Genomic DNA, 17,342 nt, shown 5'->3' on the forward strand with positions numbered 1-17,342 from the left:
ACGCCAAATCCTACGAGCCTACAGTGAAGACGTCCACCCACTTCAGGAGAAATAAGCCATGACGTTGCAGATCGGTTTTCTGTTGTTTCCCCAGGTTCAGCAACTCGACCTGACCGGCCCTTACGATGTGTTGGCCTCGCTGCCGGACGTGAAAGTGCATTTGATCTGGAAGGACCTGGTGCCGGTTACCGCGAGCACTGGCCTGGTGCTGAAACCGACCATGACGTTCGACGACTGTCCGGCGCTGGACGTGATCTGCGTTCCCGGCGGCGGTGGCGTCGGGCCGTTGATGGAAGATGAAGAAACACTGGCGTTCATCAAGGCTCAAGCCGTCAACGCGCGTTATGTCACGTCGGTCTGCACCGGTGCGCTGGTGCTCGGCGCCGCGGGTTTGCTCAAGGGTAAGCGGGCGACGACGCACTGGGCCTATCACGAGCTGCTCAAGCCACTGGGGGCGATCCCGGTGAAGGACCGCGTGGTGCGCGACGGCAATCTGTTGACCGGTGGCGGGATTACCGCAGGGATCGATTTTGCCCTGAGCCTGGCGGCAGAGTTGTTCGATAAAGACACGGCGCAGTTGGTGCAGTTGCAACTGGAATATGCGCCAGCACCGCCGTTCCAGTCGGGCAGCCCTGAAACGGCACCATCGAGTGTTCTGGCTGAAGCGCAACGCCGGGCAGCCGCCTCGCTTGAGCAGCGCACGCAAATCACCGAACGGGCAGCGGCCAGGCTCTAAGTGCTGCCGAACTTTTCGACAGGCAAAAAAAAACCCGCCGAAGCGGGTTTTTCCCAAGACCATTGTCGACTCCCTGTCGGTAGCCAATCCTTGCTGATGGTCGATCATCCGTGATCCTGAAGCGCTTCCTGTGCTTCAGTTGATGGGGCTAGATTACGTGTCGGATCCAATCTGCAATAGACGACATAGCTACCACCGCGTGTAAGACATTCGCTATACCTGCCCTTCCGAAAACCCTTAGACGGCTAAGGTATCCAGGCTAGAGGCCGCGAGTTCAGGGGGCTGTAGCCTTAACCACCTTCACGCTCATGGGCTTTGGCGCTTTCGGTCAGAAACTGCTCGATGTTGTTCATCTGCTCTTCCCAACCGCGGCTGTCCATGCGGAACGCCTTTTCACGGCGCGTCTGGGGGATGTGATCGAAACCGGATTCGGACACCTTGAGCAACGTGCCATTGTCCATGTCTTCGAGCTCGAATTTGACCAGCGTGGTCGGCTCCTGGGAGTAGTCGACGTCCGGGTGGATGGCGTACGGGTGCCAACGAAACGAAAACAACCGCTCTGGCTCGACCCGCTCTACCAGCACATTCCACAGCAAGTGCTCATACCCGGGAAAAGTGATCTGCCCCTGGGTCCACTCACCGGCGACGAAACGCTTGCCCTCCAGTGCAACGCCAAACCACTGCCCGAACGCTTCGGCATTGGCCAGCACTCGCCAGACATGCGAACGCTTCGCCTTGAGCAGGATTTTCCTTTCGATGCGATCTCGATCTGATGTTGGATTCATAAGTCACCTCCTGTACTGAACAGTAGGTCAGTAACAACCACAAGACCAACCCTAAAATTGAACCAATCGCTTGTCGCGATCAACCATGCTCGGGATATTCGGCCATATTTGTGCGCATAAGTTCGGGTTTGCGGGCGCGAGAGTTGCTGGCAGCCAGTTGCGCTCTGTCGGCGCAGGTTCATAACGATTCGCTACACTGCCCCGCAATTTCCTCTGCCACAGCGAGTTTTCGCCATGTACTCACGCTTTTTCCTGGCGCTGGCGCCAGTGATGTTCACCTCGATGGCATTCGCCGCGGACTGCGACAACGCCACCGACCAGGCCACGATGAACCAGTGCGCAGCGCAGCAGAATGCGGCGGCGGACAAGGAGTTGAATGCGCTGTACCAGCAAATCACCACGCGTCTGAAAGCTGAGCCCGAACGCAAGAAGTTGTTGGTGGGGGCGCAACGGGCGTGGGTTGCGTTTCGGGATGCCGAGTGCAAGTTTTCGGCGTCGGGGGTGGAAGGGGGCAGTGTGTATCCGTTGATCTACAGCAGCTGCACCACTGACTTGACCAAGGCGCGGGTTCAGACGTTCAGGAATTATCTGAAGTGCCAGGAGGGGGATTTGAGCTGCCCAGTGCCTGGGGTTTGATGCCTTTGTGATCTGTGAGGGCCCCTTCGCGAGCAGGCTCGCTCCTACATTGGTCCTGCGTTCACAGTTCCAGCGTGGGAGCGAGCCTGCTCGCGAAGGCGTCAGTTCAGGCACCGCAATTACCGGACAAACACCTGCGCCGTCGTAATCGCCATATCCCCACCCGGCATTTTGATGCTGCCAATCTGCTTCAGACTGTCGGCATCAAAAATCGCCACGTCGTTAAACGTCCCGGCCAGGTAGATCTTGCTGCCGTCCTTGTTGAAGGAAATGCAGTAGTAGGAATGATCCAGCGTCGCCGCCTGGAGCATTTTCTTTTCCTTGATGTCGTACTTGGCCAAGCGGTTGAGCACCCCGAACATCAGGTTCGGGTCCTTCGGCGAGCGCATGCCGCTGAAATAGATTTCCGTCAGGGGGCCGAAGTCGGTGGTTTCGGTCTTGCCGGTTTTCAGGTCGATGCTGAACAGCCCGTAGAGGTATTCGGCGGTCAACGGGTCCTGCTTCTTGTCCTTGAATTTCGCGGCGGTGTAGAGCAGCGAGAAATCATGGCGATACGTCTGCTGGTTCCACACGTAGAGCACATCCGGCGCGCTGTAGTTCGGGCGCTTCCAGTGACGGCTGGGGATCAGCACGTCGAACTTGCCGGTGTTCACATTGACCTTGTAGACGTCCGCCCCGGCCACGTACAGCGTGCCATCATCGCCGCTTTGCATGATGGTCAGTTGGCGCGGCGCCGGGAAACTGCGCACGGGTTTGGCGTCCATGCCGGCGTCAGTCTTGTACACATCGAGCCGTGGCTGCTGCACTTCGTAGCGGTCATTGAGCATCAGCGTCGGGTTGGCGATGGCAAACAGTTCCTTGCCGTCGTGGCTGAGGGTGAAGGCGAACATCGATTTCGCTTTCTCGCCCGGTTTCTGGGTGATGCTGGCGTGGAACACCTGCTTGCAGTTGTCCAGCTCGACGCCATAGACATCGGCGTAGTGGTTGTTCAACACGTAGGCGGTCTTGCGGTCCGGCGACAGTTGCACGGTGCCGGGGCCAAAAGCGTCGGGCATCTTGCAGGTCTTGAACAGCGTGTCGGTGGCCAGGTCGATCACGTGCAGGTTGTTCGGATAATTGGTGGTCACCATGTACTCGTGACCGTCTTGCAGTGCTGCATTTTCATCGGCCAGAACGTTGAGCGAACACGTGCTCAGGAGGGCGAAAGCGGCCAGGCCGCAGGCGTTGATGCTGTGCATGCTGGAATCCTTCTTCTTATCTGATCACTTGTCTTTGGGGAAGACAGTGCCGAGGTTGCGCCAGTTTTCGTTGGACGCCTGGGCATCCTTGTTCCAGTCCGGGTAGGTGCTCATCATGTCGGGCACCTGGGCCGGCCACCAGCACGGGTCGGAGCAGCCATACAGGTCGGCTTCCATCGGCTGGCACAGCGACGACACCCCGCCAAACGCATCGATTTCCCAACCCGGGTCGGTGGTCGAGGCGCAGCCCGCAACAGAGCTCATCGCCACCACTTCTTCGATACGGTTTTCGGCCGCGGCCTCGTCCAGTTTCAGCGCTTTGTTATTGATTGCCTTGAGATGTTTCATATCAGTGAGCCTTGCGCGGAGTGATGTAGCTGCTGATAAACGCAGGGTTGTGGGCCATGATCCGGGTGTAGACCTCGATGCCGAAGTCGACCCAGTCACGCATCAGTTCGCAGTAGTGATAGGTCGGGTGGGTCGGGTCGCCGTACCGGGCGTAGCTCTCGTGGTAGCAGCCGCCGGAGCACAGGTTGCGGATCTGGCAGTCCTCGCAACCAGTGTTGGTGCGGTCGAGGCGCTGGGACAGGAAGTCGTTCAACTCGACCTGTTTGACGCCGCTGTGCACGTTGCCGAAGGTCGGCAGCGAAGAACCGGTAAAGCGGTGGCACAGGTTCAGTTCGCCCTTGTGATCCACCGCCAGCATCTTCAGGCCCGCGCCGCATGGCAGGGCTTTTTTGTGGCCTTCGTGGATGTCGGTGATCAACTGGTGCAGGTTGGAAAAACCGATGTTGCGGTGTTCCAGCGCTGCTTCCAGGTAACGCCGACCAAGCCTCTTCATGCTGGCGAAGACTTCGATCAGTTCGTCGCTGGACAGGTTGAACGTGCTGATGTCGCCGGACGTCACCGGGGCAAACCCGACTTCGGCAAAACCCAGTTCGTTGAACAGGTGATCCCAGATGGTTTCGACGTCGGTGACGCCGGTGGTCAACGTCACTCGCGCGCCCACCGGCCGGCTGTTGTAGCGCGACAGCAGCATCTCGGCCTTGCGCCGCACCACGTCATAGGTGCCCTGCCCGCCCACGGTGATACGGTTGCGGTCGTGCACGGTTTTCGGCCCGTCGATGCTCACCGACAGCCCGAAACGGTGGGCATTCAGGTAATCCACGGTTTCCTCAGTAAGCAGCGTGGCGTTGGTGGTCATGACGAACTCGACGAACTTGCCGGCCTCGCGAAAACGCTTCTCGCAATAGTCGACCATGTACTCGATCAGCTTGCGGTTGCTCAGCGGTTCTCCACCGAAGAACACCACGGTGAAACGCTCTTCGTCCGGGGATTCGCGCAGCAGCATTTCCACCGACGCGACCGCCGTTTCGACGTCCATTTTCTTGCCCGCCGACGGCTTGTCGAGGTCTTCCTTGTAGCAGTAGGTGCAGCTCAAGTTGCAGCCGGTGTTGACGTTGAGCACCACCGTATTGATCGCGGTGCGCTCGACCCGTTTGGTGCCGATGTCCGGGGTCAGTGGCGAGCCGTCGCTGACCAGCTCCAGCGAGATCAATTCACGCAGCGTCTCGGTGATTTCTTCGCCGTTGAAACGCGCGGCCAGGCGCTGGATCAAGTCCTCGGACGAACAGCCCGGACCGCGCAAGGTATCGATGATGGTGCCGGTCAGCTCATCGCTGGCGAACAGCGAACTGCTGGGGATGTGAAACAGCATGCGGTCGGCATCGACGTGCACTTCGTGCAGGTTCCGTTCGACCAGATTCAAAATAGCGCCCATTGCAACCTCCTGTGCAAACCCCGTTTGACGGGGCCTGCGGTCATTCCGAAAAAGTGTCTGAAGCCACAGGAATCAGCCAACTCATGGAATGGGTGGATTGTTCCAGCGTTGCACGGTGACGATCATGTGGCCTTCGCCGGTCAGGGATTTCCCTGCGTCGTCGACGGCGGCTATCACCTTGAGGTTGCCGGCATTGTTGGTGGACATCTTGCGTTGCGGGTTCGGCCCGGCATCGCCCGGTGTGAACACGCCGCTGTCAGCCTGCATGGTGCCGGCGAACTTGACGTCTTCGTCTTCCTTGGCGCGATCATCGAAGGCTTCGACTTTCCATTGCGCCGGAAATACGCCGATGCGATACGGCTTGCCGTCGGCGCCTTTGCCCCAGGCTTCGGCGTCGAAACGGCCCTGGACTTTCGGCGTAGAACCACCACCCTCGCCGATCCGCGCCACCGAGAATTCCGGCACCACTTTGACTTCGGCGATGGTGCTGTAGACCGACAGGCTCGGGCCTTTCAGCGTACCCACGGTCACCGCACGCACGCCCGGTTGGGCGTTGGCAGCGGCCTTGAGTTTGACCTTGATCCGCTCAGGACTCTGCTCGACGATTTCGACCACTTCCACGCCTTTGCCGAAGTCCGGTTTGCCGGTGAGGCCACTGCCGATAAGGGTCACTTCAGTTTCAGCACCGGCCTTGAGATAACCCGGTTGTACCGCCAACAAACGACTGGAACCTTGCTTGGCGGCGACGAAGTCCAGGCCGCGTTCGTCGTGTTCGGCCTCGAACATCCGGCCCTGCATCGCATTGCCTTGGGCGGCGAACACCTGGCGCATGGTCACACCGTCGATGGTCACGTTGCCGCGCCATTCGTAGCCGGTGTAGAGAATCGCGCTGCCGTCGCCGTTGAACGGGCTGCCGTCGGCGTATTGGCCTTTGACGCTGACCTTGAAGGTGTCGCTGCCATCGGCCGTGACGCTCATCACGCCGGCCAATTCACCCTTGCCGGGCAAGTGGCCGCTGAAGCTCCAGTCCCCCACCAGTGCATCGCTTTTCGGCGCGACACTTTGCCATTTCTTCCACGCTGGATTGTCCAGCGGATAACGCTTGGCCAACAGCGGCACCATGTCTTTGCGGGCGATGTCGAACCAGTCGCGGTCGCGGGCCAGGGCCTGGTATTCGAGGGACGGCCATTGGCCGAGGTGGAAATTCACCAGGCGTTCCCATTCCTGGGCCGGACGCCGTTGCAAGGCGACCCGCGCACCGGAGTGGCAGCGGCCACACATCTGGCTGGTCTGGTCGTCGAATTTTTCGACGCTGTTGAGTCGACGCTCCAGCGCATAACGCACGCCATCGGTCTCGCTCGGCGCCAGGCCCTGGGTGTCGGCCAGGTACTTGACGAGGGTGCGCCGGTCATCATCGCTGATCTGCAAACCGTGCATGGTTTGCATCCGGGCGATGCTCATCAACCAGCCTTCCGGGGTCTTGCGCTGGTGGCTGATGCGGCTGAGGGCGTTATTGGCTTCAGGGGTGTGACAGCCCTGACAGGTTTCCTTGAGGATGGTCTGGGCGTCGCGGGCTGCCAGGCTGTCGGGCGAATGCAGCGCCACGCAAGCGGCCACGGCCAGCAGGCTGGCGCTCAGGCCTGATCGGAGTTTTCTCTTCATCAACGTCGAACCTCGCACGGTGCGTTCTTATTGTTGTGGCTTATCGTTTTTATGGTTTCTGCCGCCGGCGGCGCACCGCTGGCGGAGGCAAGAGAAACGTCTGCGATGAGCAATACACGGAGCGTGCCAGCTTGCCGATGTTGTTTTTTATCAATCAGTTGCGTGCAATCAAGGGCCTGGAACAGCCTTTGAAGGAGAGCGCCTGCGTCTAATATCGCGACAGGTGTTGCAGTCTGAGACGCGGGCCGCACCACACGCGGTGGTGCGGCTGACGCCGGTTCAGCTCAAGAATGTTGGGTGGACGCCCTTGTGTGCGCGGATCTCTTGCTGCATCTGCACCACCAGCGTCGCAATCGCATGGGCGGTGTCCAGCTCCCAGACGGGAACGTGACTCACCACCAGGTCCACTTTGCCGGTCATGCAATCGCAGACCCGAATCGTCAATGACTGATCCGGCGCCATGCTGCACGTGCAGACCGAAGGCAGAAAACTCTGTTCAATGATGCTTTGAATCTCCAGGGTTGAAAGGTTCATCACAACCTCCCTTGCGCGAGATGTGTGGCCGGGGAAATGTTCCGTCATTTCACCCACCGAGCCTGAAAATTCTATTCCTCAACATGAGGGCTCTCAAGGTCGCAACCGGGTTGTTCGTCGTCTCAGCGGCTGTCGCAATTTGCGAAAAAAATCCCCCTGCCGCTCTCCTTTTACGCCCGACAAACCCCGGCCACTCAAAGGCTGGCCGGACCTTGCCGCGACTTGGCACAGCCATTGCGAAAGCCCTGTTCTCACGAACAATAAGAGGCTTCGCCATGTCGCTCCCTAATGTGCTTCCCGCCACTTCCGCGTTTATCCAGCGCCCCCCGCGCATGTTGATCGGTGGTGACTGGGTCGAGGCCGCCGATGGCCAGACCATGCCCCTGCACAACCCGGCCACCGGTGAAGTGTTGTGTGTGGTGCCACGGGCCACGCCGGAGGATGTCGACCGCGCGGTGTTGGCCGCTCGTCAGGCTTTCGATGACTCGGCCTGGACCCGCACCCGGCCGCGCGAGCGGCAGAATCTGTTGTGGAAACTCGCCGACCTGATGCAGCGCGATGCCGAGCTGCTGGCGCAACTGGAATGTCTGAACAACGGTAAAAGCGCAGCGGTGGCCCAAGTGATGGATGTGCAACTGGCCATCGATTTCCTGCGCTACATGGCCGGTTGGGCGACCAAGATTGAAGGCTCCAGCGTTGAGGTGTCATTGCCATTGATGCCCAATGATCAATTCCACAGCTTCATCCGGCGCGAAGCGGTGGGCGTGGTTGGCGCCATCGTCGCCTGGAACTTCCCGCTGTTGCTCGCCTGCTGGAAGCTCGGCCCGGCCCTCGCCACCGGTTGCACGGTGGTGCTCAAACCCGCCGATGAAACCCCGCTGACCGCGCTGAAACTTGCGGAACTGGTGCTGGAAGCTGGTTACCCCGAGGGTGTGTTCAACGTGGTCACCGGCACCGGCATCACCGCCGGTTCCGCCCTGACGCACAACCCGCTGGTGGACAAGCTGACCTTCACCGGCTCCACCGCCGTGGGCAAGCAGATCGGCAAGATCGCCATGGACTCCATGACCCGCGTGACCCTGGAGCTGGGCGGGAAATCACCGACCATCGTCATGGCCGACGCCGACCTGCCGAGCGCCGCCGCCGGAGCCGCCAGCGCGATTTTCTTCAACCAGGGCCAGGTCTGCTGCGCAGGTTCGCGGCTGTACGTGCAGCGCAAGCATTTCGACAATGTGGTGGCGGACATCGCGAGCATCGCCAACGCCATGAAGCTTGGCAACGGCCTGGACCCGAGCGTCGAGATGGGGCCGTTGATTTCGGCACGCCAGCAGGAACGGGTGTACGGGTACATCGAAAAGGGTCGTGAAAGTGGCGCGACCATCGCCTGCGGTGGCGAGCAATTCGGGCCAGGATTTTTCGTCAAGCCGACGGTGATTGTCGACGTCGATCAGAAGCATTCGCTGGTGCAGGAAGAGATATTTGGCCCGGTGCTGGTGGCGATTCCGTTTGATGATGAAGCGGACGCGTTGCGCATGGCCAATGACAGTCCTTATGGGCTCGGGGCGAGTATCTGGTCGAATGATCTGGCGGCGGTACACCGGATGATTCCGCGGATCAAATCGGGTTCGGTGTGGGTCAACTGCCACAGCGCCCTGGACCCGGCGTTGCCGTTTGGCGGGTACAAAATGTCGGGGGTTGGGCGGGAGATGGGGTATGCGGCGATTGAGCATTACACCGAGTTGAAGTCGGTGTTGATCAAGCTTTGATTGTCGGCGTGCTTCAGGCCGCCTTCGCGAGCAGGCTCGCTCCCACAAGGGATCTGTGTTCAACACAAAACCACTGTGGGAGCGAGCCTGCTCGCGAAGGGGCCAGACCGGCCACTACAAATCTCAAGGTTTGAAACCCAGGGCCAACAACCACCCCCGAATCACCCGCCCCTGCTCCACCGTCAACCCGGCCAACACCAGCTCAGCCGGCTCAGTGCGCAACCGCCGCACCAACGGCGCCACTTCAACCCCTTGCACATGCCAGATCCCCAACGGCTGATCCGCCGTGATCACCACCTCGGCCTCATCGACAAACCCTTCATTCAACACCGGCGCTCGCTCTATCCTCAGCGCATTGAAATCCGCCTCGGCATGGGCAACCTCTGCATCCGGCCAGCACCGCCGCGCCTGCCAGAATGGCTGGTCCCGCCATCGCTGTTCATCAGCGTAAAAGTCGCGACCAATCCGCGCAAAGCGCAAAAACAGCTGTTCCACCCGCTGCTGATGAAAGCGCTGTGCCAGGGCCGTTCGCTCGGGTTTTCGCAACAGTGTGTTGATCACCGTTGGCGCTTGCAGCGCCGACGACAGTGATTGAAAAATCCCGTTGCCCGACAGCGGGTCCACCGCCATCGCCGCATCTCCGACCCGAATCCAGTTGTGGCCGCACACCTGCGGACTGAGGATCGCGGTGCTGCTGCGCGCATGCAATTGCAAGTCGATTTCAGGCGCGGAACCGAAAAACGCCTGAGCCAGCGCCGAGCCCTGGCGCCGCTGGAGGCAATAGTCGAGCAACTGCGCCTTGCCCGGCAGGGCGGCGCTGGCCACGTCCACCGTCCACTGCCAATAACACTGGCCGTCAGCCCGCCGCGCCATCCACGCCCAGCCATCCTCAAGGCTTTCCACTGCGCTGGCGGTACTGCCCGGCGTTGCCTGCCAGCGATTGAGCAGGCTGACCGTCTCCGGCCCTCTCAGGCCTTTGCCGAGCGCCGGCGCCTGACGCCCTCGGGCTTCCACCAGAAAGTCCGCGACCAGCATTTCACGCCCGTCGATCTCGATTCGATGCCCCGTGGCGTCGGTCTGAACCGTCAGCACTCGACCTTCGATCACCTCGACGCCCGCCAGGCGCAGATCTTCACGCAGACCTCGGTCGAAGACGGGACGGTCCAACAGGAATTCAATGTTTTGCGCATGCTGCTGACCGTTCCACGACACCTGCCGCTGGGAAGGCAACGCCGCATCCGCCAGCGCCTGATGCAGGCCCGCACCGCGCAACGCCTCCAGCACCCGCACCGAAACACCTTCCAGCGCGGCAAACCGGCGCCACTCGCTGACCAGCGTCACCGGATAACCGAGCCGCCGCAACCCCAATGCCACCGCTGCCCCCGCTGGCCCGGCGCCGAGAATCGCAATCATGGGCCGAAGCGCCGTTCAGGACCGCGATACCGCGCGTGCTCGCGCAGCCATTCGACCACTTGCTGGTTGCTCGCCCCAGGATGTTCAACCAAAAAAGCGGCGATGTGCCCGCTCAATGCCGCACATCCCAGACTGGCGCCGGACTGTCCCGGATAGGTCCCATGCACACACGCGGCGAAATCCGCTTGCGCGCTGTTGAGCCACGACCATTCCTGTTCAGCGCAACGGGCGTCTCCGGTGACGCGCAGCACCTGCGGATAATTGGCCGGGAACACGCCCTCGCCTTGCGCCGGACTGGAGGCGCAGAGCAGAACCCCGCGTGCCACCGCTGCTGCGCAGGCTTCGCGCAACAGGCTGCGATCCTGGCGCAAGCCCAGGCTCAAATTGATCAGCCGAACGTCCTGTGCCACCAGCCAGTCTATGGCCGTGGCGATCTGCAAGGCGCTGGTGACGCCGCGTTGATCAAACACCTGCCCCACGCAAAACACTGCCGAAGGTGCCCGCCGGCCGATGGCTTCAATCACCGCGCTGCCGTGGCCCAGCGGATCATCGCGCAAGTCGCTTTCGGCCAGTCCCTCGTGTAGCAACGAGAAACGCCGGCCCGCGACGACTTGCACCCGTTGCGCCGCTGAATGCCCGCTGTCGACCACACCGATGCGCAATTCAGGCTTCATGCAGCACCGTTTTTGAAGTGAGCACACCGTCGAGCAATTCAAAACGCAGGTCGGCATCGGCCAGGGTCGAGGGGCGATGGCTGATCAGGATGCGTGTACGTCCCGCAAACAGTCGGTCGATGGCCTCGATCACCTCACGCTCGGTGGCTTCGTCCACCGCCGAGGTGGCTTCGTCGAGGACCAGGATCAGCGGGTCTTGCAACAGCGCCCGGGCAATGGCGATGCGTTGTTTCTGCCCGCCGGACAACTGCTGGCCACGCTCGCCCAGCGGACTGTCGAGGCCTTCGGGCAGCGACTCGATCAGGCTGTCGAGTTGCGCCAACCGTGCGACTTCGGCAATCGCCTCGCGACTGGCGTGCGGTACGGCATAAGCGAGGTTGTCGGCGAGGCTGCCGCGAAACAACACGATGTCCTGACTGACCACGGCAATCCGCTGGCGCAACTGGAACAGGTCCAGCTCCCGAAGGTCGACCTCCCCCAGCAACACGCGGCCGGACTGCGGATCATGATGGCGTTGCAGCAGGTCGATCAGGGTTGATTTACCCACCCCGGAGCCACCGCTGAGGGCCACTTTCAAACCGTAGGGAATGCGCGCTTCAATACCGCGCAAGGTCGTCGGCCGGCCCGGATGGCTGAAGTGCACATCGTCAAATCGCAGGTCACCCGACGTCGGCATCGGTTGTGGCTGAACCGGTGTCAGGACGGTCGGCTCTTCACCGCGCAATTCCATCACGCGCCCAAGGCTGACGGTCATCCGTTGAATCGCGACGTAGAGCCCGAGCAGGCTCTGAACCGGTCCGACGGCCATGCCAAGGTAAGTAGAAAACGCGATCAACGCGCCCAATTGCCAGGTCCCCTGCACCACCCAGTACCCGCCAATCAAAAACGCACAGGCCCGGGACAACGACGTCAGTGTTCCCGGTACAGCCTGGGTAAAGAACTCGGTGACTTGCAGGCGCAGTAATTGGCTCATGTAGCCGTGGCCGAGTGACTGCAAACGCCGCGCTTCACGTTGTTGCTGGCCGGCGGACTGGATGAATTTCATCACCGGCAGCGTCTCGACCATGAACGAGGACATGTCCGCCGAGCGCTCGCGCAATTGCCGCACATCGCGCTCGACCTTGCGCCGCATCCAGCGCAGCCAGAGCACGTCGAGGGGGATCAGCACCAACGCCAGCAACGAAAGCTTCCACGACAGGGTCAACAGCATCGCCACCGCGCAGACCAGACCGATCACACTCGAGACCGCTGAAAACAGCGAGTCCACGGCAAAGCGCTGGATCTCGGCGACGTCGCCATCGAGGCGCGACATCAGGTCGCCAATCCGCCGCTGACCGTAAAAGCTCGGCGAGAGCGTCTGCAAATGCCGATAGAGATCATCGCGCAGGGCGAACAGAATCCGCCCGGACAACCGCGTGTGCAGGTAGCGGTTGATGCCCGACAGTGCCGTGCCGAGCAGCCCGGCGACGATCATCAACCCGGCAATCAACACCAGCATCGGAAAGTCGCGCGCCAGCAGGCCATCGTCGATCAGCAGCTTGGTCAACCACGGTTGCACCAACACCAGCAGCGAGGCACACACCGACAACCCGAGCAGCCCCGCGATGGCCAGACGATGGGGACGCACGAAGCTGTAGAGCCAGCGCAATGCCGCTTGCAGGGCTTCGGGGTTCTGGCTGTCGATCAGCCGGACGATCAGGCGCTGCATCACGAACGCAACTGTTTGAGCTTGCGATACAGGGTCGCGCGGCTGATGCCCAGCGCGTCGGCAGCAGCCGAGACGTTGCCCTGGTGCGTGTCCAGGGACTGACGAATCAGCTCCAGTTCATTTTCACGGATGCTGCCGGCCTGAGGCCGTTCGGTCGCAGTCAGTTCGTCGAGCATGCTGTCGGGCAAGTGGTCGAGGGTGAGGACACTCTCCCCCGGTTCGCGCATGGCCAACGCGGTGCGCAATACCATCTCCAGTTGGCGGATGTTGCCCGGCCAGTGATAGCCGCTGAGCAAGCGGTTCAAGTCGTCATGCAGGACGACGGTCGGAGCATCGAGCCGGGTCAGCAGTCGCCCGACCAGCGCACTGAAATCTTCACGTTCGCGCAGGGCCGGGAGCATCACGCTGATGCCGTTGACCCGGTAGAACAGGTCTTCGCGGAAGTGCTTTTCTTCCACCAGACGCTTGAGGTCGCGGTGCGTGGCGCAGATCAGCGCGACATCGATGTCCTGCTCTTCACCGGCACCCAGTGGCGCGACTTTGCGGTCTTGCAGCACCCGCAGCAAACGCGCTTGCAGGGCCAGCGGCATGTCGCCGATTTCATCGAGGAACAAGGTGCCGCCGTGGGCCTGTTGCAGGCGCCCGATCATGCCGCCACGACGGGAGCCGGTGAAGGCGCCTTCACGGTAACCGAACAGTTCCGACTCGATCAGGCCTTCGGGAATGGCCGCGCAGTTCACTGCGATAAAGGGCTTGTCGCACCGGGTTCCGGCCATGTGCAGGGCACGTGCGATGACTTCTTTGCCGGTGCCGGTTTCACCAAGCAGCAACACCGGCAATTCATTGGCCAGGCCTTGCCGGGCCATGCGCAAGGCCCGGGCATAACGCACGTTACTGCCGGCCAGGGATTCAAGGTCCGGTTGGGGCTTTGCGGCTTTGGCGGTCGTGCGCGGTGGCGTGCTGACGTTGATTGACCGCTGCGGCGCGCGCAGGGTTTTGTAGAAGAATTCGCCCTTGGCGGTTTGCAAGCTACCGACGCCGCCCTGGTGCAAACGCGATAATAGTTGCAGGCCATCGACACCGAGGAATTCCTCACAACGCCGACCGACCAGCGCCGAGCGTTCGGCGTGGAGTAGCTGACAGGCCTGGGCACTGACGGCGAGGATCTGACCGCCAAGGCTCACCGCCAGCAGGCCTTGCCAAGGCGATTCGAGGTATTGGCGACGGCTGTGAAAGGCCAGGACGATTTCGTCTGGATAGCTGGCGTTGAACACGCGACTTTCAATCTGGCTGACCGCCATCGCCAGCAACGCGGTGCTGTCGTGGACGCGGCCGAGCGGGCCTTCGCGGGTCAGGTCGAGCACGCCGAGAATATCGCCCTGGGGGCAATGGATCGGCACCGAGGTGCAGGAGAAATCGGTCAGCCTATCGAGGTAATGTTCGCCGCAATCGATCATCGTCGGCCGGGCTTCGACCAGTGCCGTGCCCAGCGCGTTGGTGCCGCGAGCGGCTTCGCTCCAGCAGGCGCCCAAGGTGATGTCTTGCAGGCCGCTGCCCTTGAGGCGGTCGGCGCGCCCTTCGACAGCGAGGATGGTGGCGTCGGAGTTGGCGAGGATGATCAGGCCTTCCTTGCCTTGGCGTTCGGCCAGGTAATCAATCGCCGGCAATGCCGCGTCGATCAGCAGTCGGTTGCTCGCCAGCAGCACGTCGAGGCTGGCGCTCGATTCCAGCGCCAGTTCGTGCTTGCCATTGAAATGCACGCCATGACTGAGGCTGCGCCGCCACGACGCATCGATTTCCGCGCGCAATACGCCATCGGGGACTTCGCCCTCCAGATGGAGTTTTTCCCGGGCCAGCCGGGCTTCGCGGTGCAGTTTGGGTGGTGTTGTTTTTATTAGCGTCATCAAGCGCTCCGAATCGGTCCGCCCTGCGCCTTTCAAGTTCAGCGCCCTGCCGCAATCTTTACGTTAACGTCAGGGCTATGGCAAGTGCCTTATGGCGCTTGTGTTTGCGTCGTAGCGACTTACACGTGAGGATCGCCTGGCGCTTTGCTCGGGGCGGCGTATTGCGGCTTCAGGTGGCCGTCCTGATCAAGTAACCAGGCGTCCATGATCTGCCGCACCACAGGACCGGCGACGCGACCACCCGCCTCGCCGTTTTCGATCATCACCGAGATGACGATCTTCGGGTGCTCAGCTGGAGCGAAGCCGACGAACAAGGCGTTATCGCGGTTACGCTCCAGGGTTTTCGCCCGGTTGTAGCGCTCGCCCTGCTTGATCGCGACAACTTGCGCGGTACCACTCTTGCCGGCAATCCGGTATTGAGCCCCGAGCGCTGCCGCCCGGGCGATCCCGCGAGCATCGTGCATCACCATCTGCATGCCGTGGTTGACCTGCTCCCAGTCATGCGGATTCTTGAGCAGGATGTTGGGCATCGGATGCTCGTCCACCGGCGCAACACCGTCCACGGTCTTGGCCAGGTGCGGTCGATTCCACACGCCTTTATTGGCGATCAACGCGGTGGCCTGGGCCAATTGCAGTGGTGTGACCTGCATATAGCCCTGGCCGATGCCGAGGATCACCGTCTCGCCAGGAAACCAGGCCTGACGGCGTGTGGCGCGCTTCCAGGCCTGGGACGGCATCAAACCGGCAGACTCTTCGAACATGTCCAGCGAGACCTTCTCGCCAAGGCCGAACATCGCCATGTAGTCGTGCAGGCGATCGATGCCCAGCTTGTGGGCCAGATCGTAGAAGTAGGTGTCGTTGGAGCGCATGATCGCGGCGTCCATGTCCACCCAACCGTCGCCACTGTGGTTCCAGTTACGGTATTTGTGATCGAAGTCCGGGAGCTGGTAGTAACCCGGATCGAAGACCCGGGTCTGTGGGGTGACGACGCCCGCATCCAGGCCGGCGATGGCCACCTCCGGCTTGATGGTCGATCCCGGTGCGTAGAGGCCGCGTAGAACGCGGTTGAACAGAGGTCGGTCGATGGAGTCGTGCAGCGCCGCGTATTCCTTGAAGCTGATCCCGGTGACGAACAGATTCGGGTCGAAGCTTGGCTTGCTGACCATGGCCAGTACTTCACCGGTCGATGGGTCGAGTGCAACGACCGACCCACGACGATCGCCCAAGGCTTCTTCGGCGGCCTCCTGCAGTTTGACGTCCAGGCTCAGGACAATGTTTTTACCAGGGACCGGATCGGTGTGCTTGAGCACGCGCAGCACGCGGCCCTGGGCATTCGTTTCGACTTCTTCGTAACCAACATGACCATGCAACTCGGACTCGTAGAATTTTTCGATGCCGGTTTTGCCGATGGATTGAGTGCCGCGGTATTCCACATTGTCCAGGGCTTTGGATTCTTTCTCGTTGATGCGACCGACGTAGCCGATCGAATGCGCGAAGTGCGCTCCCATCGGGTAGTGGCGCACGAACTGAGGCTCGACATCGATCCCTGGCAGGCGGAACTCGTTGACCGCCAGGACAGCGATCTGCTCTTCGCTCAGTTCATAGAACAGGGTCACCGGCACGAACGGATGACGGGCCTGCTTCATGGCCTTGTCGAACAACGTTCGATCTTCTGTCGGCAGGTGCAGGAGGTTGACCACCTCATCCAGCTCTTCTTTGACATCGGAAGCGCGTTCGCGGGTGATGGTCAGGTTGAAACTCGGGCGGTTGTCCGCCAGGACCACGCCATTGCGGTCGTAGATCAGCCCACGGGTGGGCGTGATCGGGAGGACGTGGACACGATTGTTTTCGGAGATGGTCGAGTGATAGTCGAATTCGACCACCTGCAGGACATACATGCGCACCACCAGCGCGCAGGTAATAGCGACGACGAACAAGCCGCAAGCCATCAGTCTTTTGTTGACGAGGCTGGTTTCTTTTTCGTGGTCCTTGATCGGTATCGGTTCGGGCATTTCTGCAGCAACTCTTTGACTAAAGACGGGTGCCGATCCGTAGGCTTGAAATCAGTCCGTTAAAAAAACGAGCTGCACCATACCAAAAACTGCGCGGTCGCTTTAGTGCGATTTCCTCTAACGGTTGTCCTTGAGGGCCTCAATGACGGTCGGTGGTGTTTTCTGGCACTTTCCTGCGGGCAAAACAAAACCCCAACTGCTTTCGCAATTGGGGTTTCGGAATTTAATCTTGACGATGACCTACTCTCACATGGGGAAACCCCACACTACCATCGGCGATGCATCGTTTCACTGCTGAGTTCGGGATGGGATCAGGTGGTTCCAATGCTCTATGGTCGTCAAGAAATTCGGTAGCCAGGTCGTGCTCCTTGCGGATCACGCTCCAGCGAATGGGTATGTAATAGATTTGTGTGTTTCGTTTCGAATTTTCGACAATGTATCGTCTTCACACACCGCAATCTGGCCTCTCTCGAGTTCACAAATTGCTTGGGTGT

The 17,342-nt window shown here is 60.9% G+C and carries 14 protein-coding genes and 1 rRNA gene; 3 read left to right on the forward strand and 12 right to left on the reverse strand.

Annotated features, from left to right (window positions below; translation table 11 throughout):
• Positions 1–58: 58 nt before the first annotated feature.
• A complete protein-coding gene (gene inhA / locus AC07N8_RS14775) occupies positions 59–736 on the forward strand; it encodes an isonitrile hydratase (RefSeq protein ID WP_493144288.1) in 678 nt (225 codons plus the stop codon).
• Between the two features lie 290 nt (positions 737–1,026).
• On the opposite strand, the gene AC07N8_RS14780 is transcribed toward inhA, so the two are convergent.
• The gene (locus tag AC07N8_RS14780) at positions 1,027–1,521 is read right to left on the reverse strand and encodes an SRPBCC family protein (protein ID WP_483843493.1); all 495 of its coding nucleotides are present in this window, start codon (positions 1,519–1,521) and stop codon (positions 1,027–1,029) included.
• A gap of 234 nt (positions 1,522–1,755) precedes the next feature.
• On the opposite strand from AC07N8_RS14780, the gene AC07N8_RS14785 reads away from it, so the two are divergent.
• Positions 1,756–2,157 (forward strand): lysozyme inhibitor LprI family protein, encoded by a 402-nt coding sequence (locus AC07N8_RS14785; protein WP_493144292.1) that lies wholly within the window; start codon positions 1,756–1,758, stop codon positions 2,155–2,157.
• 119 nt (positions 2,158–2,276) lie between these two features.
• On the opposite strand, the gene peaD is transcribed toward AC07N8_RS14785, so the two are convergent.
• The 5 genes from peaD to AC07N8_RS14810 all read right to left on the reverse strand — a co-directional run bounded on the left by peaD (position 2,277) and on the right by AC07N8_RS14810 (position 7,371).
• Positions 2,277–3,395 carry a quinohemoprotein amine dehydrogenase subunit beta gene (gene peaD / locus AC07N8_RS14790; protein WP_493144294.1) on the reverse strand — a complete coding sequence of 373 codons (1,119 nt, stop codon included), beginning with the start codon at positions 3,393–3,395 and terminating at the stop codon, positions 2,277–2,279.
• A 24-nt stretch (positions 3,396–3,419) separates the two neighbouring features.
• Positions 3,420–3,743, reverse strand: coding sequence for a quinohemoprotein amine dehydrogenase subunit gamma (gene qhpC / locus AC07N8_RS14795; RefSeq protein ID WP_008145336.1), 324 nt, complete (start codon positions 3,741–3,743; stop codon positions 3,420–3,422).
• A 1-nt stretch (position 3,744) separates the two neighbouring features.
• The gene (peaB, locus tag AC07N8_RS14800) at positions 3,745–5,175 is read right to left on the reverse strand and encodes a quinohemoprotein amine dehydrogenase maturation protein (protein ID WP_493144297.1); all 1,431 of its coding nucleotides are present in this window, start codon (positions 5,173–5,175) and stop codon (positions 3,745–3,747) included.
• Positions 5,176–5,256: 81 nt separating this feature from the next.
• Entirely contained in the window at positions 5,257–6,837 is a 1,581-nt protein-coding gene (peaA, locus tag AC07N8_RS14805) for a quinohemoprotein amine dehydrogenase subunit alpha (protein ID WP_493144299.1), read from the reverse strand.
• A 279-nt stretch (positions 6,838–7,116) separates the two neighbouring features.
• The gene (locus AC07N8_RS14810; RefSeq protein WP_493144301.1) at positions 7,117–7,371 is read right to left on the reverse strand and encodes a DUF1652 domain-containing protein; all 255 of its coding nucleotides are present in this window, start codon (positions 7,369–7,371) and stop codon (positions 7,117–7,119) included.
• A gap of 275 nt (positions 7,372–7,646) precedes the next feature.
• On the opposite strand from AC07N8_RS14810, the gene AC07N8_RS14815 reads away from it, so the two are divergent.
• On the forward strand, positions 7,647–9,137 hold the full coding sequence (locus AC07N8_RS14815) for an aldehyde dehydrogenase family protein (RefSeq protein WP_493144303.1): 1,491 nt from the start codon (positions 7,647–7,649) through the stop codon (positions 9,135–9,137).
• A gap of 123 nt (positions 9,138–9,260) precedes the next feature.
• Here the strand turns inward: AC07N8_RS14815 and qhpG are convergent, their stop codons facing one another.
• From qhpG to rrf, 6 genes are all read right to left on the reverse strand, one after another.
• On the reverse strand, positions 9,261–10,550 hold the full coding sequence (gene qhpG / locus AC07N8_RS14820) for a flavin-dependent monooxygenase QhpG (RefSeq protein ID WP_493144305.1): 1,290 nt from the start codon (positions 10,548–10,550) through the stop codon (positions 9,261–9,263).
• Positions 10,547–11,224 carry a subtilisin-like serine protease QhpE gene (gene qhpE / locus AC07N8_RS14825; RefSeq protein ID WP_493144307.1) on the reverse strand — a complete coding sequence of 226 codons (678 nt, stop codon included), beginning with the start codon at positions 11,222–11,224 and terminating at the stop codon, positions 10,547–10,549. Before qhpE ends, qhpG begins: the two co-directional genes overlap by 4 nt.
• Positions 11,214–12,932: an ABC transporter ATP-binding protein gene (locus AC07N8_RS14830; protein ID WP_493144308.1), complete on the reverse strand. Its 1,719-nt coding sequence runs from the start codon at positions 12,930–12,932 to the stop codon at positions 11,214–11,216. Before AC07N8_RS14830 ends, qhpE begins: the two co-directional genes overlap by 11 nt.
• Entirely contained in the window at positions 12,932–14,836 is a 1,905-nt protein-coding gene (locus tag AC07N8_RS14835) for a sigma-54-dependent Fis family transcriptional regulator (RefSeq protein ID WP_493144310.1), read from the reverse strand. Before AC07N8_RS14835 ends, AC07N8_RS14830 begins: the two co-directional genes overlap by 1 nt.
• Before the next feature lie 119 nt (positions 14,837–14,955).
• Entirely contained in the window at positions 14,956–16,848 is a 1,893-nt protein-coding gene (mrdA, locus tag AC07N8_RS14840; protein WP_123432507.1) for a penicillin-binding protein 2, read from the reverse strand.
• 227 nt (positions 16,849–17,075) lie between these two features.
• Positions 17,076–17,191, reverse strand: a 5S ribosomal RNA gene (gene rrf / locus AC07N8_RS14845).
• Between the last annotated feature and the right edge of the window lie 151 nt (positions 17,192–17,342).

The sequence above is a fragment of the Pseudomonas sp. GW821-FHT10C09 genome, assembly GCF_059415465.1.